This is a genomic window from Streptococcus oralis subsp. dentisani (assembly GCF_002860905.1).
GTDB classification, from domain to species: domain Bacteria; phylum Bacillota; class Bacilli; order Lactobacillales; family Streptococcaceae; genus Streptococcus; species Streptococcus oralis_BA.
Genome location: NZ_PKIG01000001.1, coordinates 566,043 through 591,435, shown reverse-complemented (window position 1 = coordinate 591,435; position 25,393 = coordinate 566,043). Strand labels below are relative to the sequence as shown.

24 protein-coding genes and 1 pseudogene are annotated in these 25,393 nt (G+C 40.1%); 15 read left to right on the top strand and 10 right to left on the bottom strand.

The window, feature by feature from the left end; translation table 11 throughout:
* Positions 1-25 precede the first annotated feature (25 nt).
* The 5 genes from CYK16_RS02960 to CYK16_RS02940 form a co-directional block, all read right to left on the bottom strand.
* A complete protein-coding gene (locus tag CYK16_RS02960) occupies positions 26-1,090 on the bottom strand; it encodes a DUF6574 domain-containing protein (protein WP_060805903.1) in 1,065 nt (354 codons plus the stop codon).
* 62 nt (positions 1,091-1,152) lie between these two features.
* On the bottom strand, positions 1,153-2,064 hold the full coding sequence (locus CYK16_RS02955) for a DUF4097 domain-containing protein (protein ID WP_060805904.1): 912 nt from the start codon (positions 2,062-2,064) through the stop codon (positions 1,153-1,155).
* A complete protein-coding gene (locus tag CYK16_RS02950; protein WP_000198699.1) occupies positions 2,057-2,650 on the bottom strand; it encodes a DUF1700 domain-containing protein in 594 nt (197 codons plus the stop codon). Before CYK16_RS02950 ends, CYK16_RS02955 begins: the two co-directional genes overlap by 8 nt.
* The gene (locus CYK16_RS02945) at positions 2,637-2,963 is read right to left on the bottom strand and encodes a PadR family transcriptional regulator (protein WP_000273855.1); all 327 of its coding nucleotides are present in this window, start codon (positions 2,961-2,963) and stop codon (positions 2,637-2,639) included. The genes CYK16_RS02950 and CYK16_RS02945 overlap by 14 nt, the downstream gene beginning before the upstream one ends.
* Before the next feature lie 138 nt (positions 2,964-3,101).
* On the bottom strand, positions 3,102-4,268 hold the full coding sequence (locus tag CYK16_RS02940) for a CynX/NimT family MFS transporter (protein WP_060805905.1): 1,167 nt from the start codon (positions 4,266-4,268) through the stop codon (positions 3,102-3,104).
* Between the two features lie 150 nt (positions 4,269-4,418).
* On the opposite strand from CYK16_RS02940, the gene CYK16_RS02935 reads away from it, so the two are divergent.
* Together CYK16_RS02935 and CYK16_RS02930 are read left to right on the top strand one after the other, a co-directional pair.
* The gene (locus CYK16_RS02935; RefSeq protein ID WP_374702229.1) at positions 4,419-5,456 is read left to right on the top strand and encodes a glycosyltransferase family 2 protein; all 1,038 of its coding nucleotides are present in this window, start codon (positions 4,419-4,421) and stop codon (positions 5,454-5,456) included.
* Positions 5,457-5,523: 67 nt separating this feature from the next.
* On the top strand, positions 5,524-7,374 hold the full coding sequence (locus CYK16_RS02930; protein WP_060805906.1) for a polysaccharide biosynthesis protein: 1,851 nt from the start codon (positions 5,524-5,526) through the stop codon (positions 7,372-7,374).
* A 113-nt stretch (positions 7,375-7,487) separates the two neighbouring features.
* On the opposite strand, the gene CYK16_RS02925 is transcribed toward CYK16_RS02930, so the two are convergent.
* The 3 genes from CYK16_RS02925 to sdaAB are packed head-to-tail and all read right to left on the bottom strand — an operon-like array spanning position 7,488 to position 9,694.
* Positions 7,488-8,120 carry an HAD family hydrolase gene (locus tag CYK16_RS02925; RefSeq protein ID WP_000200884.1) on the bottom strand — a complete coding sequence of 211 codons (633 nt, stop codon included), beginning with the start codon at positions 8,118-8,120 and terminating at the stop codon, positions 7,488-7,490.
* 21 nt (positions 8,121-8,141) lie between these two features.
* Positions 8,142-9,014, bottom strand: coding sequence for an L-serine ammonia-lyase, iron-sulfur-dependent, subunit alpha (sdaAA, locus tag CYK16_RS02920; RefSeq protein ID WP_000500052.1), 873 nt, complete (start codon positions 9,012-9,014; stop codon positions 8,142-8,144).
* A gap of 8 nt (positions 9,015-9,022) precedes the next feature.
* Positions 9,023-9,694, bottom strand: a complete 672-nt coding sequence (gene sdaAB, locus CYK16_RS02915) for an L-serine ammonia-lyase, iron-sulfur-dependent subunit beta (RefSeq protein WP_000838912.1) — start codon at positions 9,692-9,694, stop codon at positions 9,023-9,025.
* Between the two features lie 240 nt (positions 9,695-9,934).
* Here sdaAB and apf point away from each other — a divergent pair, with 240 nt between their 5' ends.
* Positions 9,935-10,555: an aggregation-promoting factor gene (apf, locus tag CYK16_RS02910; protein ID WP_101776627.1), complete on the top strand. Its 621-nt coding sequence runs from the start codon at positions 9,935-9,937 to the stop codon at positions 10,553-10,555.
* Between the two features lie 51 nt (positions 10,556-10,606).
* Here the strand turns inward: apf and CYK16_RS02905 are convergent, their stop codons facing one another.
* The gene (locus CYK16_RS02905) at positions 10,607-11,470 is read right to left on the bottom strand and encodes a helix-turn-helix domain-containing protein (protein WP_101776626.1); all 864 of its coding nucleotides are present in this window, start codon (positions 11,468-11,470) and stop codon (positions 10,607-10,609) included.
* 322 nt (positions 11,471-11,792) lie between these two features.
* On the opposite strand from CYK16_RS02905, the gene CYK16_RS02900 reads away from it, so the two are divergent.
* From CYK16_RS02900 to argH, 6 genes are all read left to right on the top strand, one after another.
* Positions 11,793-12,380: a hypothetical protein gene (locus CYK16_RS02900; RefSeq protein WP_101776625.1), complete on the top strand. Its 588-nt coding sequence runs from the start codon at positions 11,793-11,795 to the stop codon at positions 12,378-12,380.
* A gap of 149 nt (positions 12,381-12,529) precedes the next feature.
* Positions 12,530-14,638 (top strand): amino acid ABC transporter permease, encoded by a 2,109-nt coding sequence (locus CYK16_RS02895; RefSeq protein ID WP_101776624.1) that lies wholly within the window; start codon positions 12,530-12,532, stop codon positions 14,636-14,638.
* Positions 14,635-15,276 (top strand): ABC transporter ATP-binding protein, encoded by a 642-nt coding sequence (locus tag CYK16_RS02890; RefSeq protein ID WP_101776623.1) that lies wholly within the window; start codon positions 14,635-14,637, stop codon positions 15,274-15,276. Before CYK16_RS02895 ends, CYK16_RS02890 begins: the two co-directional genes overlap by 4 nt.
* A 206-nt stretch (positions 15,277-15,482) precedes the next feature.
* Entirely contained in the window at positions 15,483-16,289 is an 807-nt protein-coding gene (locus tag CYK16_RS02885) for an ABC transporter substrate-binding protein (RefSeq protein ID WP_101776622.1), read from the top strand.
* A 16-nt stretch (positions 16,290-16,305) separates the two neighbouring features.
* The gene (locus CYK16_RS02880) at positions 16,306-17,502 is read left to right on the top strand and encodes an argininosuccinate synthase (RefSeq protein WP_101776634.1); all 1,197 of its coding nucleotides are present in this window, start codon (positions 16,306-16,308) and stop codon (positions 17,500-17,502) included.
* 28 nt (positions 17,503-17,530) lie between these two features.
* The gene (gene argH, locus CYK16_RS02875; protein ID WP_101776621.1) at positions 17,531-18,922 is read left to right on the top strand and encodes an argininosuccinate lyase; all 1,392 of its coding nucleotides are present in this window, start codon (positions 17,531-17,533) and stop codon (positions 18,920-18,922) included.
* 287 nt (positions 18,923-19,209) lie between these two features.
* Here argH and CYK16_RS02870 read toward each other — a convergent pair whose 3' ends face one another.
* Entirely contained in the window at positions 19,210-20,073 is an 864-nt protein-coding gene (locus CYK16_RS02870; protein WP_060805913.1) for a helix-turn-helix domain-containing protein, read from the bottom strand.
* 282 nt (positions 20,074-20,355) lie between these two features.
* Here CYK16_RS02870 and CYK16_RS02865 point away from each other — a divergent pair.
* The 6 genes and pseudogenes from CYK16_RS02865 (at position 20,356) to mnmG (ending at position 25,371) form a co-directional block, all read left to right on the top strand.
* Positions 20,356-20,945 (top strand): annotated as a pseudogene (locus CYK16_RS02865) (hypothetical protein).
* A 153-nt stretch (positions 20,946-21,098) separates the two neighbouring features.
* Entirely contained in the window at positions 21,099-21,362 is a 264-nt protein-coding gene (locus tag CYK16_RS10845) for a hypothetical protein (RefSeq protein WP_060805914.1), read from the top strand.
* Positions 21,359-21,574, top strand: a complete 216-nt coding sequence (locus tag CYK16_RS10840; protein ID WP_060805915.1) for a hypothetical protein — start codon at positions 21,359-21,361, stop codon at positions 21,572-21,574. The genes CYK16_RS10845 and CYK16_RS10840 overlap by 4 nt, the downstream gene beginning before the upstream one ends.
* Positions 21,575-21,730: 156 nt before the next feature.
* A complete protein-coding gene (mnmA, locus tag CYK16_RS02850) occupies positions 21,731-22,852 on the top strand; it encodes a tRNA 2-thiouridine(34) synthase MnmA (protein ID WP_049543159.1) in 1,122 nt (373 codons plus the stop codon).
* Between the two features lie 140 nt (positions 22,853-22,992).
* Entirely contained in the window at positions 22,993-23,448 is a 456-nt protein-coding gene (locus tag CYK16_RS02845) for an NUDIX hydrolase (RefSeq protein WP_060805916.1), read from the top strand.
* A 9-nt stretch (positions 23,449-23,457) separates the two neighbouring features.
* Positions 23,458-25,371, top strand: coding sequence for a tRNA uridine-5-carboxymethylaminomethyl(34) synthesis enzyme MnmG (gene mnmG, locus CYK16_RS02840; RefSeq protein WP_060805917.1), 1,914 nt, complete (start codon positions 23,458-23,460; stop codon positions 25,369-25,371).
* Positions 25,372-25,393 lie beyond the last annotated feature (22 nt).

Genomic DNA, 25,393 nt, shown 5'->3' with positions numbered 1-25,393 from the left:
CTGCCATGGATGACAGGATTGAAGTTTAAAGAAAGGCCAAGATACGAAGATAATCCCCAATCAGTGCCACTTCAGCTACAAAGAAGAGGAGGATAATGACTCCGTTCACAAGGACAGACAAGAATAACTGATAGAAGGAGTCGGTTTCACTTGCTTGACTTGGTCTTGTAATGATATGGAGACTAGCAAGCAAAATGATTCCAATGCTAATCACACACAAAAGGGCTGTAAATCGCAGGCTGTCAAAGAAGGCAAAGAAACTAGCAATAGCAGTGAGGAAGATTGGAATTGCCAAGAGTTGACTATATTGTTGGAGAACCTTTTCTAGCGTCCAGTCTTTTTCTTGGTGGATAAATCGTCTCACAACGAAACTACCCAAGAGGAATGAAAAGAAGAAGAGTGTTGTTGCTACTAGGATAGAGATAATCGAAAAGAGATTTAATGAAGCAAATTGTTCAGGGAAGTGATTATGCATAGTTGCTATATGTCCATAGTAAGCATGTTTGATGTGGTAGATACTAAAGAAAAAGGAAGATGCAGAAAACAGAATGAGCAAGAGAAAGGCTGTGTAACTGTGTGTGCTACTTGTTTCAAGCATGCTTGTAGGAGATTTGATTGCTTCCACTAGCCAAGACCAAAAATCAAGCGCTTGCTCTTTCCATTTATCCGTAGATTTTAGAGTTTGGTCGGGGATATAGGGACTTTCTAAGGATTGACTGATAAGAAGGGGCTCTTTCGTGGTTGGTTTTTGCTGAGGAAGTGCTTCTTGACTCTCTTCAGCTATAGTGACTTTTTCTGTTTCTTTAGAAAGGTCTTGCTCTTCCTCAGCAGAATCTAATGCTTTCTTTTCTTCTATTTCTGTTCTCGCTTCACCGTTTTCAGGCGTTTCAATTTTCTCTTCTTGCTGGCTTTCCAGTTCGACTTTAGCTTGAGAGACTTCCTCCTCTACTTGAGTATTTTTTTCAATTGGTTTATCGAGATCGGCTATCGTTTCTTCAGCCTTGTCTGCAACCTCTTGAGCTTGCTCTTCAGGTTTGTTCTTGCTTGTTGTTTTTACAAAATCATTACTTTCAAACCATTCTTGTTTCATGGTAGAACCTCCTTTTTAGTTAGATAAATATGCTTCCATAGTAGCAAATGTAAGCGCTTTTGTCAACGCCTGTTTGGTATGGATACTAGAGTGATATCATCATCAGCTCTCGCAATGAGTTGATCCTTGACATCAGCTTTTTCAGTTTTGTAAGGGTTACTTAATTCTGTGTATTTTGATCCAGGTTTTTCTCTTGTTGCTTGTAAGATAGAACCATAGTTACTTGAGATGTCCCAATTAATTCGTTGGCTTTCTTTTTGCGTCAGAGTGATTGAGAGATGGTCTTTAGAAGTTAATTCTACCTTGCCGTGAACTTGGATATTTTCAGCGTGGACGTGATGTTCTGTTGATTCTAGCTGACTATCTGTAAGATCTGTATCAAAGATATTAACGATATTGGGCGTTGTGAGTTTACTGTTTTTGATACGACTTCCTTCAATTCGGAGGATATAGCTGTTTGTATTGAGGGTCGCATTTTCAAGGCTAGCATTTATGATGGTGGTTTGTCCGCGATTGGCTGAGATGTTGATCCCTTTTAGAGTTCTCCCTTTCGGTAGTCCGATGATGACATCATTAAAACGATTAGATGAACTACTTACAATATGGAGAATCCCATCAATTCCAGAAGAGATAAATGGACTTTCAGACAGTTTCTTATCAGTGAGACTCAGAGTTCTATCGTTCTGATTGGTGATAAGATCATGGTGAGCAGAAAGAGATGGATGGTAAGAAATGTGGATTTGATCATCGAAAGAGTCTGTGATGGTCAGCGCGTGTTGATGGAGAGTAATTTCTAGGTTTTCGACTTCCTTGCCAAAGGTCAACTCTTCCATCCGACTATCATAGACAGGCTCCTTGGACATGGCAAGCAGACTCTTAATCCCGTCAGATTGGATCCCTACAAAGAGCAGGATAAAGCCGATAATGGTAGTCACCACACCAAAAATGAGAAATCCTTTTGTCAATTTACGCATGTTGGTCACCTCTCTTTCCTTTTTTGAGAACAAATTGCACCAGGCGAACAATGAGTAGGCCGAAGAAGCGAGCTACATAGGAAATGCCTAGTAAGACCAGCGAAGAAGCACCGATGGCTAGTAAACCAGAACCAAAAATCAAGATAAAGGCTGATTTAGCTTGGGCTAAGACAGTGAAACTTTCAACTAAAAATAGGAATCCGCCGATGATACCAAGTATGGAAACCGCAAAGAAAGCTAGAATGACAGTCAAGGCTGCCACAAAGATTGCGAACAGGGACACGAGGATGGCGATTCCCAGAGGAATACCGATGGGTGCTGCAAGGAGGGCTAACAAGGCGATATGCAAAATTTGTCGGTTATTTTTTTGAGCGGGTGCTTCATTGATTTTTTTATCGAGAAGATTAGAGAGAACTTCGTGAGCTGCTTCTTTGGGAGTTCCTAAGCTAGCGATGAGTTCTTCCTCTCCTTCGACTCCAGCATCGTCAAAGAGTTCCCTGAAATAGTCCATGGCTTCAATTTGGTCAGCCTGAGGCAGTTTTTTGAGATAGAGTTCTAGCTGAGTCAGGTATTCAGTTCTTGTCATGGCGGATACTCCCTTCTATGATGCCATTGATGGTGTCTGTATAGAGTGTCCATTCATCTTTTAGGGTCAAGAGCTGCTCTATACCACCGTTTGTCAAGGAGTAGTATTTGCGCATGCGACCTTGGAACTCTCTAGAATAGGTTGTCAGAAAGCTATTGCCTTCCAATTTTTTGAGAATGGGATAGAGTGTAGATTCTTTGATATTAGCGATCAGCTTAATGGTTTGGCTAATCTCATAACCATAAGAATCCCCTTTTTCCAGTACGGCCAAGATGAGAAATTCAATCAAGGCAGAGGATGTTGGAAAGTACATGGGAAACCTCCTTTTCTAATGTGTAAGATTTTTATATATAATTTTTCTACACATACATTGTACATCTAAAAGAAAGCCCTGTCAAGAGAAGTGTATAAAATTTTTATATATAAAAAACTTCTAGCCAAAACTAGAAGTTTAGAGGATTTGATCAGCTCTGTCCACTGTAAAGAGGGCCACAGTCATCAGGATATCGACGAGCAAGAGGGCTGCTACAGCTGGCACCCAAGAGTGGAAAAGGTCAAAACTGTATCCAAAGAGAGTCGGCCCAAAGGCTGCTAAGATATAGCCTCCTGTTTGAGATAGGCCGGACAATTGGGCTGTCTTTTCAGGGGCGCTTGTCTTGAGTGAAAAGTTGACCATGAGATAAGGGAAGAGGGCGCTGGTTGCGGTTCCGATGAGGAGATGGATGGCAAGCCAGTAAAAGAAATTACCGACTGGGAAGAAGAGCATGGAAATGCCGACCACACCAGCTAGTGAAACCAAAGTGAGCATGAGCTGACGGTTGCGAGTTGACAAGCTGGTTGTCAGGCTTGGGATGGTCATTGAAAAAGGAATGCTAATCAGAGAGAAGATAGATGTCAACAAGCCAGCTTCGTGACTGGATAGGCCTGCGTGGATAGCCATGGTAGGTAGCCAGGTCATAGCGGTGTAAAAGAGCAAGGATTGAAAACCTGCAAAGACAATCACTGCCCAGACCTGTTTATTATGCATGACCTTTGCTTTGCTTTTTTGTTTGGTTTGCGGAGCCAGTCTGTGATTATAGCGGTGATTAGGCAGCCAGACCAAAAAAGTTGCTAGGCAGAGCAGGGTGAGGAGGATGATAAGTCCTTTCCAAGAGCTTGCTTGTGTAATAGGCACGGCTAGATAGGAAGCCAGAGCCGTCGCAACCCCCATAGAAGTTACATATAAGGTGGTCAGAAAACCAATTTTCTTTGGTTGATTGGCTTGGATAAGACTAGGAAGCAGAACATTGATGACTGCGATACTTGCCCCAACCATCAAGGTTCCTAGATAGAGTAGGGGCAGATTGATTAGTCGAATGAGAGAACCGATGGTCAAGAAAAAAAGGCTGTAGGTGAAGAGATGCTCCAAGCCAATTTTCTGAGCCAGTCGGGTAGAAAATAGCGAGAAGAGAGTAAACATGAGGAGGGGAAGGCTGGTCAAGACACCAAGTGAACTAACTTCTACTCCCAGTCCTTGCGAAATATCTCCCAAAATAATGGGTAAAACAGTAAAAGGAGTTCGCAAGGAAACACCAATTAGTATAATACCTGGAACAAAAAAGAGTGATTGCTTTTTCATATAACACCTCTCCTAGCTGATTTTAATAACAGCTTATTTTAAGGCTTTTTCCCTATAATGTCAAGTAAGGTTTTGGGCTTTCAAGATAAAAATGGGAAAGTCTTGAAAATTATGATAAAATAGTGGAAGGAAAAATTCAGGAGAGTAGTAGTGACTCAAAATGTTGAAAGTCTTCTCGTATCCATTGTAATCAGTGCATACAATGAAGAAAAATACCTGCCTGGTCTAATTGACGACTTAAAAAATCAAACCTATCCTAAAGAAAATATTGAAATTCTATTTATAAATGCTATGTCTACAGATGGGACAACAGCCATCATTCAGCAATTTATAAAAGAAGACACAGAGTTTAACTCAATTAGATTGTATAACAATCCTAAGAAAAATCAAGCTAGTGGTTTTAACCTGGGAGTTAAACATTCTGTAGGGGACCTTATTTTAAAAATTGATGCTCATTCAAAAGTTACTGAGAGTTTTGTAATGAATAATGTGGCTGTTATTCAACAAGGTGAATCTGTCTGTGGGGGACCTAGACCGACGATTGTTGAAGGAAAGGGAAAATGGGCAGAGACCTTGCATCTTGTTGAGGAAAATATGTTTGGCAGTAGCATTGCCAATTATCGAAATAGTTCCGAGGATAGATATGTTTCTTCTATTTTTCATGGGATGTATAAACGAGAGGTTTTCCAGAAGGTTGGTTTAGTAAATGAGCAACTTGGCCGAACTGAAGATAATGATATTCATTATAGAGTTCGAGAACATGGTTATAAAATCCGCTATAGCCCAAGTATTCTATCTTATCAGTATATTCGACCAACATTCAAGAAAATGCTGCATCAAAAGTATTCAAATGGTTTGTGGATTGGCTTGACAAGTCATGTTCAGCCTAAGTGTTTATCATTATTTCACTATGTTCCTTGTTTATTTGTTTTGAGTCTTGTGTTTAGTCTAGCATTGTTACCGATCACATTTGTATTCATAACTTTACTATTAGGTGCTTATTTTCTACTTTTGTCATTACTCACTTTGCTGACTTTATTAAAACATAAAAATGGATTTCTAATTGTGATGCCCTTTCTTTTATTTTCCATTCACTTTGCTTATGGCCTTGGAACGGTTGTAGGTTTAATTAGAGGATTTAAATGGAAGAAAGAGTACAAGGGAACAGTAATTTATTTGGAAAAATAAGCCAAATAAATTAAAATGTGCTACAATAACAATATAGTAAAACTCTTTTAAGGAGGAGTAAATTTCTATGAATAAAAAACTCACAGATTATGTGATTGATCTGGTGGAAATTTTAAATAAACAACAAAAGCAGGTTTTCTGGGGAATATTTGATATTTTGAGTATGGTGGTTTCCATCATTGTATCTTATATCTTATTCTACGGCTTGATTAATCCAGCACCTGTTGACTACATCATCTATACGAGTTTGGCCTTCCTGTTCTATCAATTGATGATTGGATTTTGGGGATTGAACGCTAGTATCAGTCGTTACAGCAAGATTACGGATTTCATGAAAATCTTTTTTGGTGTGACTGCCAGCAGTGTCTTGTCATATAGTATCTGCTATGCCTTCTTGCCACTCTTCTCCATCCGTTTCATTATTCTCTTTATCTTGTTGAGTACCTTCTTGATTTTATTGCCACGGATTACTTGGCAGTTAATCTACTCTAGACGCAAAAAAGGAAGTGGTGATGGGGAACACCGTCGAACCTTCTTGATTGGTGCTGGTGATGGCGGAGCCCTCTTTATGGATAGTTACCAACATCCAACCAGTGATTTGGAACTTGTTGGTATTTTGGATAAGGATGCGAAGAAAAAGGGACAAAAACTTGGTGGGATTCCTGTTTTGGGTTCATATGATGAATTGCCTGAATTAGCCAAACGCCATCAAATCGAGCGTGTTATCGTTGCGATTCCGTCGCTTGACCCGTCAGAATATGAGCGTATCTTGCAGATGTGTAATAAGCTGGGTGTCAAATGTTACAAGATGCCTAAGGTTGAAACCGTTGTTCAGGGACTTCACCAAGCAGGTACTGGCTTCCAAAAAATTGATATTACAGACCTTTTGGGCCGTCAGGAAATTCGTCTTGACGAATCGCGTCTGGGCGCAGAACTTACTGGAAAAACTATCTTGGTTACAGGTGCTGGTGGCTCAATCGGTTCTGAAATCTGTCGCCAAGTTAGCCGTTTCAATCCTGAACGTATCGTCTTGCTCGGTCACGGGGAAAATTCAATCTACCTTGTGTATCATGAATTGATTCGTAAGTTCCAAGGGATTGATTATGTACCTGTGATTGCGGACATTCAAGACTATGACCGTCTGTTGCAAGTCTTTGAACAGTACAAGCCAGCTATTGTTTATCATGCGGCAGCCCACAAGCATGTTCCTATGATGGAGCGCAATCCAAAAGAAGCCTTCAAAAACAATATTCGTGGAACTTACAATGTTGCTAAGGCTGTTGATGAAGCCAAAGTACCTAAGATGGTTATGATTTCGACAGATAAGGCGGTTAATCCACCAAATGTTATGGGAGCAACCAAGCGCGTGGCTGAGTTGATTGTCACTGGATTTAACCAACGTAGCCAATCGACCTACTGTGCGGTTCGTTTTGGGAATGTTCTTGGTAGTCGTGGCAGTGTCATTCCAGTCTTTGAGCGTCAGATTGCTGAAGGTGGTCCTGTAACGGTGACAGACTTCCGCATGACCCGTTACTTTATGACCATTCCAGAAGCTAGCCGTTTGGTTATCCATGCTGGTGCTTATGCTAAAGATGGAGAAGTCTTTATCCTTGATATGGGCAAACCAGTCAAGATTTATGACTTGGCTAAGAAAATGGTCCTTCTAAGTGGACACACTGAGAGCGAAATTCCAATTGTTGAAGTTGGAATCCGTCCAGGCGAAAAACTTTACGAAGAACTCTTGGTTTCGACCGAATTAGTTGATAATCAGGTTATGGATAAGATTTTCGTTGGTAAGGTTAATGTCATGCCTCTAGAAGCTATCGACCAAAAAATTGAAGAGTTTCGCACTCTTAGTGGAGATGAGTTGAAGCAAGCCATTATCGCCTTTGCCAATCAAACCACCCACGTTGAATAAAAAAAGCAAAACGCATATTATCAGGACTTTAAAAGTGGTCTTGATAATATGCGTTTTGTTATGTATAGATTTACTTCATTTTCTTCTGAAATAGAGTTGTCGCCCAGTCTATGTTATTGAAAATACTCCAAAACTTCTAAGGGTTTGTGGGCGATATAATCAGGTTGATAGTTTAGCAAGTCTGCTTGCTCTCCAAATCCCCAAGTGACGGCTAATTTCTGAATGCCTGTTTCTTGAGCTCCCAGCATATCAAACTTGGTATCTCCAATGATGATGGCTTGTTCAGGTGCTAGTTGATGTGTCTGCAAGGTTTGGCGAATAACGTCTGCCTTATGGGGTGCTTCAGGGCTGGAACCATAAATGCCATCAAAGAAATGATAGATTCCCAAGTTTTTTGTCATGTCTTGAGCGGTTGGAGTATTCTTTGTAGTGGTGATATAAAGAGGGTAATTGCTAGATAACTCCTTAAGCAAGTCTATAATTTGAGGAAAGAGTTGAGCTTCATGGATGCCTTTTGCCTTGTAGTAAGAACGGTATATCTGGACAGCCTCAGAAATTTGGTCTTTGGGAAGGCAAGTCGCAAAACTACTTTCAAGGGGCGGTCCCATAAAACTACGAATCGTTTTGGCATCAGGACTAGGCACCCCCAGTTCCTTAAAAGTATGAGTAAAGGCATTGTGAATCCCGATAGAACTGTCAACGAGGGTTCCATCCAGATCGAAAAAGATAGCTGTGATAGAGGTCATGGTTTCTCCTATTTGATAAGCTTATTCTCCGAAAATTTCTTTTTGTAAGCGACGACCAGTAGGGGTGGCAGCGAGTCCACCTTCAGCTGTTTCACGAAAGGCAGTTGGCATGCTTGCTCCTACTTGATACATGGCATCGATAACTTCATCCACAGGGATTTTAGATTCGATACCTGCCAAGGCCATGTCTGCTGCGATGAAGGCAAAGCTAGCTCCCATGGCATTGCGTTTAACACAGGGAACTTCAACTAAGCCGGCAACAGGGTCACAGATGAGGCCCAGCATATTTTTAATGACAAAGGCAATGGCCTGGCTGGCCTGATAAGGTGTTCCGCCTGCAGCTAGAGTCAAGGCTGCAGCACTCATAGCAGAGGCCGAACCAACCTCGGCCTGACAGCCACCTTCAGCACCTGAGATAGAGGCATTGTTTGCGATGACTAGTCCAAAGGCACCGGCAGCAAAGAGGAAATCCAGCTGTTGTTCGTGGCTGAGGTCTAATTTTTCAATAGCAGCTGTTAGAACTGAGGGCAGACAGCCAGCACTTCCTGCGGTCGGAGTGGCACAAACCAAGCCCATTTTAGCATTGTGTTCATTGACTGCAATGGCATTTCGGGCAGCAGAGAGAATCGTGTAATCTGACAGAGTTTTTCCGTTTTTGATGTAGTGGTCCAATTTGGCAGCATCTCCACCTGTCAGGCCACTACGAGATTTATTTTCATTGAGGCCAAGTTGGACAGAGGCTTTCATGACTTCCAGATTGCGTTCCATGAGAAGGAGGACTTCTTCACGTTCGCGACCAGTCAATTCAAACTCTGTTGTAATCATGAGTTCTGCGACATTTCCTTGAAAGTCCAGTTCTGCCTGCTCGACCAATTCTTTAATAGAATAAAACATGTTTCCTCCTATTTAAAGAAATTGACATTGTGGAGATGAGGGATTTTTCGAATTTCTTCGATGGCCTCATCACAGTTGCGACTGTCAACTTCGATAATCATAATGGCTTTTTCACCAGCTTTTTCACGAGTAACATTCATCTGGGCAATATTGATACCATAGCGTGAAAGGGCTTCTGTTACGAGGGCAATCATACCTGGAATATCTTGATGAACGATGATGATAGTCGGTGTATTCATATTGAGAGAGACGGCAAAGCCATTGAGTTCGGTTACCTGAATATTTCCTCCACCGATAGAAATACCAGTCACACTGATGGTCTTATGAGCATTTTTGACGGTAATTTTAGTGGTGTTTGGATGAGGAGCATTACTGTCTTTCTGAATGGTCCAGACAATCTTGATGCCACGTTTGTGGGCAATTTCCAGGCTGTTTGGGATCTCAGGATCATCTGTATCCATGCCCAAAATACCTGCAACAAGGGCTAGGTCTGTTCCGTGACCACGATAGGTCTTGGCAAATGAGTTAAAAAGTTGGAATTCGACTTCTGTCGGAGTATCATCAAAAATGGAAGAGACAATCTTCCCAATACGAACAGCACCAGCGGTATGGCTACTAGATGGGCCAATCATAACTGGTCCGATGATATCAAAGACAGATTGAAAACGAAGTGATTTCATCAGTTTCCCCTTATAAAAATTCTTATCTCTATTATATCAAAGAATGAAGGTCTTGGCTTTAATTGTGGATGAAAACCTTTTTACACTACAAATAGCATAAAAATAGTATCTTTTATGACAAAAAACACATTATTTAGGGAAATAAAAAATAATTTTGTAATATTTCTACATAAAAGTGTCAAGAAACGGTAATATTTAAAGGGTATCATAGAACTATAGAAAGAAGGAGAATTTTCAAATATGAAATCAACAACTAAAAAGATTAAAACAACTCTTGCAGGAGTAGCTGCCTTGTTTGCAGTATTTGCTCCATCATTTGTATCTGCTCAAGAATCATCAACTTACACTGTTAAAGAAGGTGATACACTTTCAGAAATCGCTGAAACTCACAACACAACTGTTGAGAAATTGGCAGAAAACAACCACATTGATAACATTCATTTGATTTATGTTGGTCAAGAGTTGGTTATCGACGGTCCAGCAGCGCCAGTAGCCACAGCTTCAACGACTTATGAAGCTCCAGCTGCCCAAGACGAAACTGTTTCAGCCACAGTGGCAGAAACTACAGAGGTAGAGGAAGAAACTCCAGTAGTAAGTGAAACAGTAGCAGAAGAAACAGTTGCTTCAACTGTAAGCGGATCTGAAGCAGAAGCTAAAGAATGGATCGCTCAAAAAGAATCAGGTGGTAGCTACACAGCTACAAACGGACGTTACATTGGACGCTACCAATTGACAGATTCATACTTGAACGGTGACTACTCAGCTGAAAACCAAGAACGTGTAGCAGATGCCTACGTTGCAGGACGTTACGGTTCATGGACTGCTGCTAAAAACTTCTGGCTTAACAATGGCTGGTATTAAGAACTAACGAACAGAATAATATGAAAAGGTCGAGGAAATCCCTCGACTTTTTTATATTTCCTTCGGTTGAGAATAGATCTCTACTTCTTTTTTGAGGTAGGACAGCATAGAAGTTTCCTCGGTCAGCTCCAGAAGGGAGAACCCTTTTTGGATAAGTCTAGCATCATCCCTACAAATCCCAATACGGACATAGCAGATAGCAAGTCTATCGTAGTGCTTCTTTTTCTTGGCATCCTCTAGTAAAGTATAGCAGATTTGTTGACACATGTTTTTGTCTTGATGGTATAAGTAAATGGTGGACAGATTGAGTAGGATTGCCATTCGTAAGTCATATAAATGTTGGTAGTTTTTATAGACTTCCAAGCGTTGCAAGATTTTTCCAGTAATGAGATGGAGGTGATCAATGGGAAAGCTGAAAAGGATGGTATTGAGGATTTTTAGGTCATTTTCATACCATGTATCTTGTTTTTCAATTTTTTCCCAAAGTTTTTTGACAGTCTGTTTCACTTGGTTTGACAGTTGCTCTGTACCATGTTGACGGATATGAATGACAATTTCCAACATATCTCTGATTTCTTCTATGGGCAGGTCGTGGTGGGTTTTGAGATAGTCTTGGCATTTTTGAAATAGTTTTTCGAGTTCACTAGTCCCTAGGATTGAGCTCATATTGAGATAGGTTTGCATGATTTCTGTTCGTTGGCTCGGTTGATAGAGGTGGCAGATATAGTCAAACTCTTCAAAACTCATATTAATCTGTCGGAGAAGAAAATCCATATTTTCATATTTAGGAGTTGTCTTACCACTTTCAATCTTTGATAGGCTAGTTCTTGAGAGGACATTTCCACAGACCTCTTCTTGAGTCAAGCCTTTTGACTCACGTATTTCTTTATAGATATTTCCGAAATCATAACGCATGATTTTCTCCTTTTCGTGAAAAAAGTTAACAAAGAATAAAATCCTATTAAAAATATTGTATCATAGTAATATAAAAAGTAAAAAAGAAAGCTAAAATAAGTTTGGTGTAATTTTAATATGGGGTTAATGAGTACTATGATGTAGCTAGAAAAGGGGTGGAAAAATGTTTAAAAATAAGGAACTTTTTCGAGTAGTCATGATATTTGTGATAGGAATTATCCTAATTTTAATGTCACCAGTTTTATTTAAAGTTGTTATGGAACTATTTTCAAAATAGATAGGCCTCTGTTTTAGGCGGAAAAGTTAATCAGGAGGTTAAGTGATGAACTACAATGTAAAATATCTCTTATCAGGAATATTTATTATAGTCTTTATAGGTTTTCTAGTCTGGATGCGTTATTTTAATCAGAGGAAGGAAGAAGAGCATTCGGATATGTCTTTTGAAGCGAGATTAGACAGTGAGGTTAAGACATTATATAAACAACTAGGATTGGGTGAGGAGCCTCACTATTTCTTAGCTTATCGTTACCTACATCCCTGGTTTAATTTGGCGATTTTACCACCAACAGTTGAAATTTTCTTAACTAAAATAGCGTTGGTGATGGTAACTCCAGATGAACTACTGATAAGAAATCTTGGGGATGGGATGACTTTCACAAGTGAGCATCATCGTGATTTGCGGCAAGGACTTATCCGCATTCCAAAATCAGAGATGAAAGAATTTGAGATTCGTAACTGGAAAAGAGTTTTTATATTTGGCGATTTTTTGACAATTAAAACAAGCCAACATAGCTATTATTTGCAGGTTAGAGATGATGGACTTCAAAAAGGAAGTCTTTCTACCAAACACTTCTCCGACTTGAAACGACAAGATTTTCTCGGATTATTGACAGATAAACGGACATTTTGATAGACGATTGCTCAAAAAACTAACCTCTAAACATTCAAAAACCACACAGTGTTTTCAGCCTTGAACACAATTAAGCTGAGAGAATCACTGTGTGGCTTTATTGGAAAGTTAGTTTTTCCCAGTTTCGTCTCTTCACGGGAGGTATCTCTATGAAAAAAATCAGTCATCTTTGTATGCTCCTGCTTTTGCTGTGTACTACGTTTTTTGTCCTGAATGTAAATGTTACACGTGAAATAGTGCGGATTCAGGAGATGGGCAAGACAACCTATTCATTTGACTTGTACTTGAAAGATGTCACTAAACCGACAGAAACGATTCTCCAATTTTTTGAAGAGGTTGCAAATCAAGACAAGGTCTCTATTATCAAAGTAGATAATGGCGATGAAGCCGTCAAGGCTGGTGTTTTTAATAAGGAAACCTTCCCCTATCAGGAGTTCGGTCTGACTTCTCTTGATTTTTCAAAGAATGAGAAGGGGGTCTACAGCAACCAGGATCTTCCCAATAATCTAGGAACCATTCCCACCTTTTTAAAGGTGAAACTCATTCGACTCCAGACCTTCCAATCTTATATTGAGGATAAATCCCATACTGTAAATGGGCGTTACATGATTACCTCCAGCAAAGAGATAGATCGCGATACCATTCTACAAAAGTGGAGTGATTTTTTCCAGATAGATAAGACGATTTTATTAGAACCCACTTACCGAAGTCAGGTTGGAGTGCTAAATCAAGCTTTGTTACTATCTATCATTATCTTTATCTTGGCAATCTTGCTTGTGATTTTAATGACAGTTTATCAGCCGATGATGGAGATGAAACGAGTGGGGGTTCAAAAGTTACTTGGTTTTCAAAGCAGGGCGATTTTAGCTGGTTTTGTAAAGACTAATTTTTATCTTCTCTTGGGTGGAAGTCTTGTCATTGACTTGGGACTATTTTTAGTGCTGGACTACAGGCCAAAACTTTTGTTTCCAAGTTTACTCTTATCCCAATTTCTGCTTTTACAGTTGTATTTGTTCATCAGTTGGCTGACCTACCTGATGATTCAGAAAATGACAGTCAGTTCCATGTTGAAAGGTTTTTCATCTGTCAAACTTGGTCTCATCTTCAATTATGTGATGAAAATAGGGACAACTATTTTACTGACGGTTTTACTGATTGGGGTAGGCAAAAGTCTAGAACAAGAAAACAAAGAACTTGCTTATCAGCAACAGTGGGTAAGCCAAGGCAATTACCTGACCTTAGAAACCTTCAAACTCAATGATAACCTGTGGCAAGAAGAGCTAGCAGGGTCAGGGAAATCTACAGATTATTTCTACCAATTTTATCAAGACTTGCTAGCAAAAATACAAGTAAATTATGTGCGAAGTGCGAGTCTTCCTATCAAACCAGTCATCAAATCAGAACAAGTGCAGCACTACCAACTGCCTGATAAGGTAGATGTTTACTATGCAAACCGTCAATTTTTAGAAAGTCAGGGCTTTAAGCTACCTGATATCGGCACTAAAAAGGTGATCTTGTTGCCAGCTAGTGATAAAGGACAAGAAGGCAAGAATCAGTTCTTGGGAAAATCCATCGCCTATCTTTCTATGAGGTATGAAGATCAGCAAAAGCAAACAATAGAAGATATGGATGTAGAAATTGCCTACTATGAAGGAGATTGGTCTTTCTTCCCTTATAACAATGAGCGAAAGGAAAATCTCCACAATCCAATCATTAGTCTGGTAAATGATCAAGACATGATGTGGGAAGAAAAGACTCGCTTGTCAACGACAGGTTTAAACAATCCGATGAAAGTTGAAAATACAGAACAAAATCAAAAAGTGATTACGGAGTTAGTTGAGAAATTATCAGATGGGAATTATTTAAAATTTTCATCGATTCAAGCAATTCAAGAGGGGATGGTTGATACCTATCGGGATTCTGTTCGTAATTTTAACGTTCTGTTTGCCTTATTTGCTCTTCTCAGTATGATTGTCTCCTACTTTTTACTCGTTACTACTTTCTTGTTGAAGCGCAGGGATATCATTACCAAGAAGTTTATGGGGTGGAAACTGGTCGATCGCTACCGTCCTCTCTTAGTTCTGCTCTTGCTGGGCTATAGTCTCCCTCTTCTAGTCTTGATTTTCTTTGCCCATGCGCTCTTGCCACTTCTACTGTTTGCAGGTTTTACATGTTTGGATATACTATTTGTGCTAGCCTTGGCTTCTAGGATGGAGAAAAGAAGTCTAGTAGAATTATTGAAAGGGGGCATCTTATGATTGAGTTGGAAAATATTACCAAAACCATTGGGGGAAAAGTGATTTTGGATCACTTGTCTCTTAGGATTGATCAGGGGGATTTGGTAGCCATTGTTGGTAAGAGTGGTAGTGGTAAGTCGACCTTGTTAAATTTATTAGGTTTAATAGATGGTGATTATAGCGGACGGTATGAGATTTTTGGTCAGACAACTCTAGCGGTCAATTCTGCTAAATCACAAACAATAATCCGTGAACATATCTCTTATCTGTTTCAAAATTTTGCCCTGATTGATGATGAAACGGTCGAGTACAATCTCATGTTGGCGATGAAATATGTGAAATTGTCTAAGAAAGACAAGCTCAAAAAGGTGGAAGAGATTTTAGAGAGAGTAGGTTTGTCAGCTACGTTGCATCAAAAGGTCTCCGAGTTGTCTGGTGGCGAACAACAACGAATTGCAGTTGCTAGAGCCATCTTAAAACCCAGCCAGCTGATTTTAGCCGATGAACCAACAGGTTCTCTGGATCCTGAAAATAGAGATTTGGTCTTGAAGTTTCTCTTAGAGATGAATCGCGAGGGGAAAACAGTCATTATTGTGACCCACGATGCTTATGTAGCCCAACAATGTCATCGTGTCATTGAATTGGGCGAGGGGAAATGAGTTCGTTCGGCTTCTTTTGACTGGCTGAATACTCATGTTTTCCAGAGAGAAATAGCATAAATACGCCTAGGAATAACATTTTTATGTAGTATTTCTAGGTTTTTTTGTTTCAAATTGAAAATTTTTTCAATTTAGGCTTGACAAACGATGAGGATAGGAGTATTATTTATACAACCAAAAAGAATAAACATAAAGGAGGCTTTGTTATGAATAAGATGAAGAAGGTGTTGATGACGATGTTTGGTTTAGTGATGCTCCCCCTACTATTTGCTTGTAGTAACAATCAATCGGCTGGAATTGAAGCCATCAAGTCCAAAGGAAAATTGGTTGTAGCCCTCAATCCAGATTTTGCTCCATTTGAATACCAAAAAGTGGTTGATGGGAAAAATCAGATTGTGGGTTCAGATATCGAATTAGCCAAGTCTATCGCAACAGAACTAGGTGTCGAATTGGAACTATCTCCCATGAGTTTTGACAATGTACTGGCTAGTGTTCAATCAGGAAAAGCCGATCTTGCCATATCTGGTGTTTCTAAGACAGATGAACGGAGCAAGGTGTTCGATTTTTCAACTCCCTACTATACTTCAAAAAATAAGCTCATTGTCAAAAAATCTGATTTAGCAACTTATCAGTCTGTCAACGACTTGGCGCAGAAAAAGGTCGGAGCACAGAAAGGTTCGATTCAAGAGACGATGGCGAAAGATTTGCTACAAAATTCATCCCTCGTATCTCTGCCTAAAAATGGGAATTTAATTACAGATTTAAAATCAGGACAAGTGGATGCCGTTATTTTTGAAGAACCAGTTGCCAAGGGATTTGTGGAAAATAATCCTGATTTAGCAATCGCAGACCTCAATTTTGAAAAAGAGCAAGATGATTCCTATGCGGTCGCCATGAAAAAAGATAGCAAGGAATTGAAAGAGGCAGTAGATAAAACCATTCAAAAGTTGAAGGAGTCTGGGGAATTAGACAAACTCATTGAGGATGCATTTAAAGCGTCCATTGAAAAATAGAAAGAAGGAAAAGAACATGAGTAAAGAAAAAGTAATTTTGGCCTATTCTGGCGGTTTAGACACATCAGTTGCTATTACCTGGTTAAAGAAAGACTATGATGTTGTTGCAGTTTGTATGGATGTGGGTGAAGGGAAAGACTTAGATTTCATCCATGATAAGGCTCTCAAGGTTGGGGCAGTCGAATCTTATGTTATTGATGTTAAGGACGAATTTGCTACAGATTATGTGCTAGTGGCTCTTCAGTCACATGCCTATTATGAACAAAAGTACCCCTTGGTATCTGCCTTGAGCCGCCCTCTTATTTCTAAAAAATTGGTTGAAATCGCGCATCAGACAGGAGCGACTACAATTGCTCATGGTTGTACAGGTAAGGGGAATGACCAAGTGCGCTTTGAAGTATCGATTGCAGCCTTGGATCCCAATTTAAAAGTGGTTGCGCCAGTTCGTGAATGGAAATGGTCTCGGGAGGAAGAAATTCATTATGCCAAGGAAAATGGGGTACCTGTTCCTGCTGACCTTGACAATCCCTACTCTGTCGACCAAAATCTTTGGGGACGTGCCAATGAGTGTGGTATTTTGGAAAATCCATGGAATCAGGCTCCAGAAGAAGCCTTTGGTATCACAACTTCTCCAGAGGCGGCTCCAGATACGCCAGAATACATTGAGATTGAGTTTAGTGAAGGTGTTCCAGTTTCCCTCAATGGAGAAGAGCTAAAATTGGCAGATTTGATTCAAAAACTCAATGAAATAGCTGGGAAACATGGGGTTGGACGGATTGATCACGTGGAAAATCGTTTGGTTGGGATTAAATCAAGAGAAATCTATGAATGCCCAGGGGCAGTGACCTTGCTGACAGCTCATAAGGAAATTGAGGACTTGACGCTTGTGAGAGAAGTGGCTCATTTTAAACCAATCATAGAAAATGAATTATCAAATCTCATTTATAATGCTTTGTGGTTTAGTCCGGCTACGCAAGCCTTGATTGCTTATATTAAAGAGACTCAAAAAGTTGTCAATGGGACTGCAAAAGTCAAACTCTATAAGGGGAGCGCTCAGGTCGTGGCTCGGAAGTCACCAAATTCTCTTTACGATGAAAATTTGGCGACGTATACCAGTGCAGATACCTTTGACCAAGATGCAGCTGTTGGCTTTATTAAGTTATGGGGACTTCCAACCAAGGTTCATTCTGAGGTTCAAAAAAGCGCCAAATAGGGCGATTGACTAGAGAGGTGGATGTGATATGGCTAAGAATACAAAATTATGGGGTGGTCGCTTTGAAGGTACTGTCGAAGACTGGGTAGAGCGCTTTGGTGCGAGTATATCTTTTGACCAGAAATTAGCTAAATTTGATGTGATTGGTTCCTTAGCCCACGTTCAGATGTTGGGTCAGACGGGCATTTTGAGTTTGAATGAGTCAGAAAAGATTCAAGCAGGCTTGAAAGAGCTCTTAGAAGAGCTAGAGGCAGGCCAACTTGACTTTGATATCGCAAACGAAGATATTCATATGAATATGGAAGTGTTGCTGACAGAAAAAATTGGTCCCCTTGCAGGGAAGCTACATACAGCTCGTTCTCGAAATGACCAAGTTGCGACAGATATGCACTTGTATCTCAAGGAGCAACTAGGCCATGTCCTAGATAAACTGGCCCATCTCAAGGGTGTTTTATTAGACTTGGCAGAAAATCATGTGGAGACGATCATGCCGGGCTATACCCATCTGCAACATGCCCAGCCTATTAGTTTTGCCCACCACCTGATGGCTTACTACAATATGTTTCAGAGAGACAGTGAACGTTTTGAATTTAACCAGAAGCATACAGATCTATGCCCTCTAGGTGCGGCAGCTTTGGCAGGGACGACTTTCCCCATTGATCGCCAATTGTCTAGCGATTTGTTAGAGTTTAAGCAACCTTATACAAATTCTTTGGATGCTGTTAGTGACCGCGATTTTATCTTAGAATTTCTATCAAATGCCAGCATACTCATGATGCACATGAGCCGTTTTTGCGAAGAAATGATCAATTGGTGTAGCTTTGAGTACCAATTCATTACCTTATCAGATACGTTTACAACAGGTTCCTCTATTATGCCCCAAAAGAAAAATCCAGATATGGCTGAGTTGATTCGAGGAAAGACTGGTAGAGTTTATGGGAATCTGTTTGGACTATTGACAGTCATGAAGTCCTTGCCTTTAGCTTATAATAAGGATCTGCAAGAGGATAAGGAAGGGATGTTTGATACGGTCGAAACGATTTTAAATTCCCTTGATGTGTTGGCCGGTATGTTATCTAGCTTGCAGGTAAACAAGGAAAAAATGCAAGAGTCTACAGAGAAGGACTTTTCAAATGCGACTGAGTTGGCAGATTATTTGGCAGGGAAAGGTTTGCCATTTAGAGAAGCTCATGAGGTTGTGGGAAGATTAGTGTTAGACTCTATCAAGTCTGCTAAAAATATTCAAGATTGGACTTTGGAGGAATTACAAACCTATCATTCCCTCATTGCCGAGGATATTTATGTCTACTTGCAACCTAAAACTGCTGTTCAAAGACGAAATTCCTTGGGAGGTACAGGATTTGACCAAGTGAAATACCAAATTGCAGTCGCTAAGAAAGCGAATGAAGCTAAAAAGTGATAGATTGATAGGTTCAGAACAAGAGGTTGGTCTATTGACAGCCTCTTTCTTGTCGTTAAAAAAGTGAGATATATTGACTTTTGAAAAAAATGTCATAATTGAGTTGGGATAAACGTAAAAGTCATACTTTCTCGTTAAACCGCTCGGCGATTCATGGTGACATGGACACATAGTAGTAAGCACACTATGTGGCTTGGCAGAGCTAAAAACTTCTGGCTTAACAACGGCTGGTATTAAGAAATAACGAACAGAATAATTTGAAAAGTCGAGGAAATACCTCGACTTTTTTATATTTTCTTCGGTTGATAATAGGTCTCCACTTCTTTTTTGAGATGAGACAGCATAGTAGTTTCCTCGGTCAGCTCTAGAAGGGAGAACCCTTTTTGGATAAGTTTAGCATCATCCCTACAAATCCCAATACGGACATAGCAGATAGCAAGCCTATCGTAGCTTTTCTTATTCTTGGCGTCCTCCAGTAAAGTGTAGCAGATTTGCTTACACATGTTTTTATCTTGATTGTATAGATAGAGTGTGGAAAGGTTGAGCAGGATTGTCATTCGCAAGTCATATAAATGTTGATAGTTTTTATAGACTTCTAGGCGTTGCAATATTTTTCCAGTGATGAGATGGAGGTATTCAATGGGAAAACTGAAAAGAATGGTATTGAGGATTTTTAGGTCACTCTCATACCATGTATCTTGTTTTTCAATTTTTCTCCAAAGTTTTTTGACAACCTGTTCTGCGTGATCTGATAGTTCCCCTGTCCCGTGTTGACGGATATAAATGACAACTTCAAGCATGTCTCTGATTTCTTCTATAGGGAGATCGTGGTGGGTCTTGAGGTAGTCTTGGCATTCTTGAAATAAATTGACAAGATCGCCGGTCCCAATAATGGAACGCATATTAAGATAGGTTTGCATAATTTCTGTGCGTTGACTTGGTTGATAAAGTTGACAGATATATTCAAACTCTTCAAAACTCATATTGATTTGATGGAGAAAAAATTCCATATTTTCATATTTTGGGGTTGTCTTACCACTTTCGATTTTTGATAAGCTAGTTCTTGAGAGAACATCCCCACAGACCTCTTCTTGGGTCAGCCCCTTTGACTCACGTATTTCTTTATAGACCTTTCCGAAATCATAACGCATGATTGACTCCTTTTCGTGAAAAAAGTTAACAAATAATAAAATCCTATTAAAAATATTTTATCATAGCAATGTAAAAAGTAAAAAAGAAAGTCGAAATAAATTCGTGAAAAAAGTTGGCATAGTTTAAAAATGGAACTAAAGATAAGAGGAAGAATGAGTAGTGTAGATAAGATTCGAAAAATACACATCATCGTGTGTTGGATGTATATATTTTTATCATTCAGGGCAATTATAAATGACACGGAGTATTTTTTGCTTATTTTTTTAGCATTTATCTACTAAATAGTATCACTACCTCTATATTCTGTGAAAAATAAAATAGTATCTATCTGTCTAGCCATAAATTCGATTCTGTTAATGAGTTTTCCAATTTTAATCAATAAATTTTTCCCAGGAAAGGTTTCTACTTATATCGTATTAATAAGTATTTTTATTCTGGAGTTCTTAATCTTTAATAAAATTGGTAGAGATTTTGATACTAGATTAGCTAGTGAATATAGGAAAATCAGTCAGTTTAAAAGTAAGATGTCTCAATCTCCTTGGATAAAATATTTAGAGATTTCTAGTTTTATATTAACTATATTTCCATTTATTCTTCATGGTACAGTTGCTAATCGTGTATTGACTCTTATCTTTTTGATAAAAATTTGTGTAGATAAGACGATAAAGTTTCTATTAAACAGAATTTTTGACTCAAGTGAGGTAATGAAAAGGAGGATATTTTCTCTTTTTGTACTAGATTTGATTGTCTATTTATTTTTAGGTTATATTTTAGTAATGCAGAAAGACGGATATCTGTTTTCAATTCTACTAATTTTTCACTTCCCTTTATCAGAGAAAAAGAGTATGAATTATTTAAAAATAAGAAGTGAGATAGATATGGTGGCTTTATTAAAATTGAGAATAAAGTTTGGGAGATATTTTTATTTATTTTAGGTGTGTTGTTAATTGTAATTTCATTACTAAGTCCCCCAAAAATGAAATTTTGGAAATAGAGTTAGTGAGAAGGACAGGATAATAGTATTATGATGGTTGTTTTAATTTCAGTGGTTGTGGCATTTCTGTATTATGTAATTACAGAATATTTTAAGAATAGTTATATTGATTGTATACTATTTCTATCATTGCTAATTTCTCATTTGATATGGGATTACTATTTTTTGCCCATTGAAATCTTAGTGGCATTAAGTGGAGCAAATTTGCTATCAAGATTTTTCAAAAAAAGAGAAGTCAATAGAGTTGTTAGTGGATTATTAAGACGAAAGGTAAAATTGGGATATTTAAAATGAAACATTTTTTTGCTGGAATTGGTGAAATTCATTTTTTGTCATTTTTATTATATCTAAGCATGTCTACTAGTCCAATTATTGGACTAGTGATTGGATATACTAAAATAAATCTAATAAATTCTATTATTATAGCTCTTGGTATGATATTGGCATTAATTTTGGTATTATCAAGAGTGTATAGAAAATATTTTTATAGAGACGATAATGACTAAAGTTTTTATCAATAAAACCAGTGTTTGGTAGATTATCAGCCTCTTCCTTGTCTTCTCCAACCAAGCGTGTTATAATGAATACTGCTCAAGCGACCTTCAATCGTGAAGCACACACGACCTTCAATCGTGAATAAACGAATAGATGGGAGACTTACCATGAGTGATAACTCTAAAACACGTGTTGTTGTGGGGATGAGTGGTGGTGTTGATTCGTCGGTGACGGCTCTTTTACTCAAGGAGCAGGGCTACGATGTGATCGGTATCTTCATGAAGAACTGGGATGACACAGATGAAAACGGCGTCTGTACGGCGACCGAAGATTACAAGGATGTGGCTGCGGTGGCAGACCAGATTGGCATTCCCTACTACTCTGTCAATTTTGAAAAAGAGTACTGGGACCGCGTTTTCGAGTATTTCCTAGCGGAATACCGTGCAGGACGCACGCCAAATCCAGATGTTATGTGCAACAAGGAAATCAAGTTCAAGGCCTTTTTGGACTATGCCATGACCTTGGGGGCAGACTATGTAGCGACTGGGCATTATGCTCGAGTGGCGCGTGATGAGGATGGCACTGTTCACATGCTTCGTGGCGTGGACAATGGCAAGGATCAGACCTATTTCCTCAGCCAACTTTCGCAAGAACAACTTCAAAAAACCATGTTCCCTCTGGGACATTTGGAAAAGCCTGAAGTTCGAAAACTAGCAGAAGAAGCAGGCCTTGCGACTGCTAAGAAGAAAGACTCGACAGGGATTTGCTTTATCGGAGAAAAGAATTTTAAAAACTTTCTCAGCAACTACCTGCCAGCTCAGCCTGGTCGCATGATGACTGTGGATGGTCGCGATATGGGCGAGCATGCAGGTCTTATGTACTATACGATTGGTCAGCGTGGCGGTCTCGGTATCGGTGGCCAACACGGTGGTGACAACGCGCCGTGGTTCGTTGTCGGAAAAGACCTGAGCAAGAATATTCTCTATGTAGGCCAAGGTTTCTACCATGATTCGCTCATGTCAACCAGCCTAGAGGCTAGCCAAGTCCACTTTACTCGTGACATGCCAGAGGAATTTACGCTAGAATGCACAGCAAAATTCCGCTACCGTCAGCCCGACTCTAAGGTGACAGTCCATGTCAAAGGAGACAAGGCAGAGGTTATCTTTGCGGAACCTCAGCGTGCCATCACACCAGGACAGGCAGTTGTCTTTTACGATGGCGAAGAGTGTCTAGGTGGTGGCTTGATTGACAATGCTTATCGAGATGGACAAGTTTGTCAATACATTTAGATTGACAAATTTTCTCAATTTGCTACAATAATAAAAGCAATAGAAATGATGGTCAAAGCTCATGGATGTTGCAGGCTTTTTTGTCCTGCACTTCTTTGGAGTTTTGACTGTTTTTGTGTCGTTTAAGGGAAAGGACAAAAATGATTCAGCAAGACTTTCGGACAAGAGTAGGAAATACGGTTTTTGGAGTTCGGGCGACAGCCTTGATTCACCAAAATCGCAAGCTCCTAGTTACCAAAGATAAGGGCAAGTATTACACTATCGGCGGTGCGATTCAAGTCAATGAAAGCACGGAAGACGCGGTAGTTCGTGAAGTGAGGGAAGAACTGGGTGTCAAAGCTCAAGCTGGGCAGCTAGCTTTTGTGGTTGAAAATCGTTTTGAACAGGACGGTGTTTTCTATCACAACGTTGAGTTTCATTATCTGGTGGACTTGCTTGAAGATGCCCCATTGACCATGCAGGAAGATGAGAAAAGTCAGCCATGTGAATGGATTGATTTGGATAAACTTGAGGATTTCCAACTAGTCCCAGCCTTTTTAAAAACAGCCTTACCAGATTGGGACGGCCAACTAAGACACATCCATCTTGAGGAATAGGAGAGAAACATGACTTATAATTTTACTGAAGAATACGATATTATTGTAATCGGTGCGGGACACGCTGGGGTTGAGGCTTCCTTAGCTGCTAGCCGTATGGGCTGTAAGGTCTTGCTTGCGACTATCAACATTGAAATGCTGGCTTTTATGCCTTGTAACCCCTCTATCGGTGGTTCTGCCAAGGGAATTGTTGTGCGTGAAGTTGATGCCCTCGGTGGTGAAATGGCTAAGACCATTGACAAGACTTACATCCAGATGAAGATGCTCAACACAGGGAAGGGGCCAGCTGTTCGTGCTCTTCGTGCGCAGGCTGACAAGGAGCTTTACTCTAAGGAGATGCGCAAGACAGTTGAAAATCAAGAAAATTTGACCCTTCGTCAAACCATGATTGATGAGATTTTGGTGGAAGATGGCAAGGTTGTCGGTGTTCGTACAGCGACCCATCAAGAATATGCTGCCAAGGCTGTTATCGTGACTACAGGGACTGCCCTCCGTGGGGAAATCATCATCGGAGACCTCAAGTACTCATCAGGACCTAACCATAGCCTAGCTTCGATTAACCTTGCTGACAACCTCAAGGAACTGGGACTCGAAATTGGTCGTTTCAAGACAGGAACCCCTCCACGTGTTAAGGCTTCTTCTATCAATTACGATGTGACAGAGATTCAGCCAGGGGACGAAGCGCCTAATCACTTCTCATACACGTCACGTGATGAGGACTATGTCAAGGATCAGGTGCCATGCTGGTTGACCTATACCAATGGTACCAGTCATGAAATTATCCAAAATAACCTCCACCGTGCGCCTATGTTTACAGGTGTGGTCAAGGGAGTGGGGCCTCGTTACTGTCCATCGATTGAGGACAAGATTGTGCGCTTTGCGGACAAGGAACGTCACCAACTATTCCTTGAGCCAGAAGGACGCAATACAGAGGAAGTCTATGTCCAAGGTCTTTCAACCAGCCTTCCTGAGGATGTCCAGCGTGAGCTGGTGCATTCTATCAAAGGTTTGGAAAATGCTGAGATGATGCGAACTGGTTATGCCATTGAATACGACATGGTCTTGCCACACCAGTTGCGTGCGACTCTGGAAACCAAGAAAATCTCAGGACTTTTCACTGCTGGTCAAACAAATGGAACATCAGGTTACGAAGAGGCAGCAGGCCAAGGGATTATCGCTGGGATCAATGCGGCTTTGAAAGTCCAAGGCAAGTCTGAGTTGATTTTGAAGCGTAGTGACGGTTATATTGGGGTCATGATTGATGACTTGGTGACCAAGGGAACCATTGAACCCTATCGTCTCTTGACAAGTCGTGCTGAATATCGCCTCATTCTCCGTCATGACAATGCTGATATGCGTTTGACCGAGATGGGACGTGAGATTGGCCTTGTGGATGATGAACGTTGGGCTCGCTTTGAAATCAAGAAAAATCAATTTGAAAATGAGATGAAACGCCTAGACAGTATCAAACTCAAGCCAGTCAAGGAAACCAATGCCAAGGTTGAGGAAATGGGCTTCAAGCCTTTGACAGATGCAGTGACAGCCAAGGAATTCCTTCGCCGTCCAGAAGTTTCTTATCAAGATGTGGTGGCTTTCATCGGACCAGCTGCAGAGGACTTGGATGACAAGATTATCGAATTGATTGAAACAGAAATCAAGTACGAAGGCTATATTTCCAAAGCCATGGACCAGGTTGCCAAGATGAAACGCATGGAAGAAAAACGCATTCCAGCTAATATCGACTGGGATGACATTGATTCTATCGCGACAGAAGCCCGTCAGAAGTTCAAACTCATCAATCCAGAAACCATCGGCCAAGCCAGCCGTATTTCGGGAGTAAATCCAGCAGATATTTCTATTTTGATGGTGTATCTTGAAGGTAAAAATCGTAGTATTTCTAAAACTCTTCAAAAATCAAAATGATACGTCGTCGGCTTCGGCTCAC

Coding starts and splice junctions, on each gene's coding strand:
- CYK16_RS02960 (WP_060805903.1), bottom strand. CDS start 1,090: ATGAAACAAGAATGGTTTGAAAGTAATGATTTTGTAAAAACAACAAGC.
- CYK16_RS02955 (WP_060805904.1), bottom strand. CDS start 2,064: ATGCGTAAATTGACAAAAGGATTTCTCATTTTTGGTGTGGTGACTACC.
- CYK16_RS02950 (WP_000198699.1), bottom strand. CDS start 2,650: ATGACAAGAACTGAATACCTGACTCAGCTAGAACTCTATCTCAAAAAA.
- CYK16_RS02945 (WP_000273855.1), bottom strand. CDS start 2,963: ATGTACTTTCCAACATCCTCTGCCTTGATTGAATTTCTCATCTTGGCC.
- CYK16_RS02940 (WP_060805905.1), bottom strand. CDS start 4,268: ATGAAAAAGCAATCACTCTTTTTTGTTCCAGGTATTATACTAATTGGT.
- CYK16_RS02930 (WP_060805906.1), top strand. CDS start 5,524: ATGAATAAAAAACTCACAGATTATGTGATTGATCTGGTGGAAATTTTA.
- CYK16_RS02925 (WP_000200884.1), bottom strand. CDS start 8,120: ATGACCTCTATCACAGCTATCTTTTTCGATCTGGATGGAACCCTCGTT.
- sdaAA (WP_000500052.1), bottom strand. CDS start 9,014: ATGTTTTATTCTATTAAAGAATTGGTCGAGCAGGCAGAACTGGACTTT.
- sdaAB (WP_000838912.1), bottom strand. CDS start 9,694: ATGAAATCACTTCGTTTTCAATCTGTCTTTGATATCATCGGACCAGTT.
- apf (WP_101776627.1), top strand. CDS start 9,935: ATGAAATCAACAACTAAAAAGATTAAAACAACTCTTGCAGGAGTAGCT.
- CYK16_RS02905 (WP_101776626.1), bottom strand. CDS start 11,470: ATGCGTTATGATTTCGGAAATATCTATAAAGAAATACGTGAGTCAAAA.
- CYK16_RS02900 (WP_101776625.1), top strand. CDS start 11,793: ATGAACTACAATGTAAAATATCTCTTATCAGGAATATTTATTATAGTC.
- CYK16_RS02895 (WP_101776624.1), top strand. CDS start 12,530: ATGAAAAAAATCAGTCATCTTTGTATGCTCCTGCTTTTGCTGTGTACT.
- CYK16_RS02890 (WP_101776623.1), top strand. CDS start 14,635: ATGATTGAGTTGGAAAATATTACCAAAACCATTGGGGGAAAAGTGATT.
- CYK16_RS02885 (WP_101776622.1), top strand. CDS start 15,483: ATGAATAAGATGAAGAAGGTGTTGATGACGATGTTTGGTTTAGTGATG.
- CYK16_RS02880 (WP_101776634.1), top strand. CDS start 16,306: ATGAGTAAAGAAAAAGTAATTTTGGCCTATTCTGGCGGTTTAGACACA.
- argH (WP_101776621.1), top strand. CDS start 17,531: ATGGCTAAGAATACAAAATTATGGGGTGGTCGCTTTGAAGGTACTGTC.
- CYK16_RS02870 (WP_060805913.1), bottom strand. CDS start 20,073: ATGCGTTATGATTTCGGAAAGGTCTATAAAGAAATACGTGAGTCAAAG.
- CYK16_RS10845 (WP_060805914.1), top strand. CDS start 21,099: ATGATGGTTGTTTTAATTTCAGTGGTTGTGGCATTTCTGTATTATGTA.
- CYK16_RS10840 (WP_060805915.1), top strand. CDS start 21,359: ATGAAACATTTTTTTGCTGGAATTGGTGAAATTCATTTTTTGTCATTT.
- mnmA (WP_049543159.1), top strand. CDS start 21,731: ATGAGTGATAACTCTAAAACACGTGTTGTTGTGGGGATGAGTGGTGGT.
- CYK16_RS02845 (WP_060805916.1), top strand. CDS start 22,993: ATGATTCAGCAAGACTTTCGGACAAGAGTAGGAAATACGGTTTTTGGA.
- mnmG (WP_060805917.1), top strand. CDS start 23,458: ATGACTTATAATTTTACTGAAGAATACGATATTATTGTAATCGGTGCG.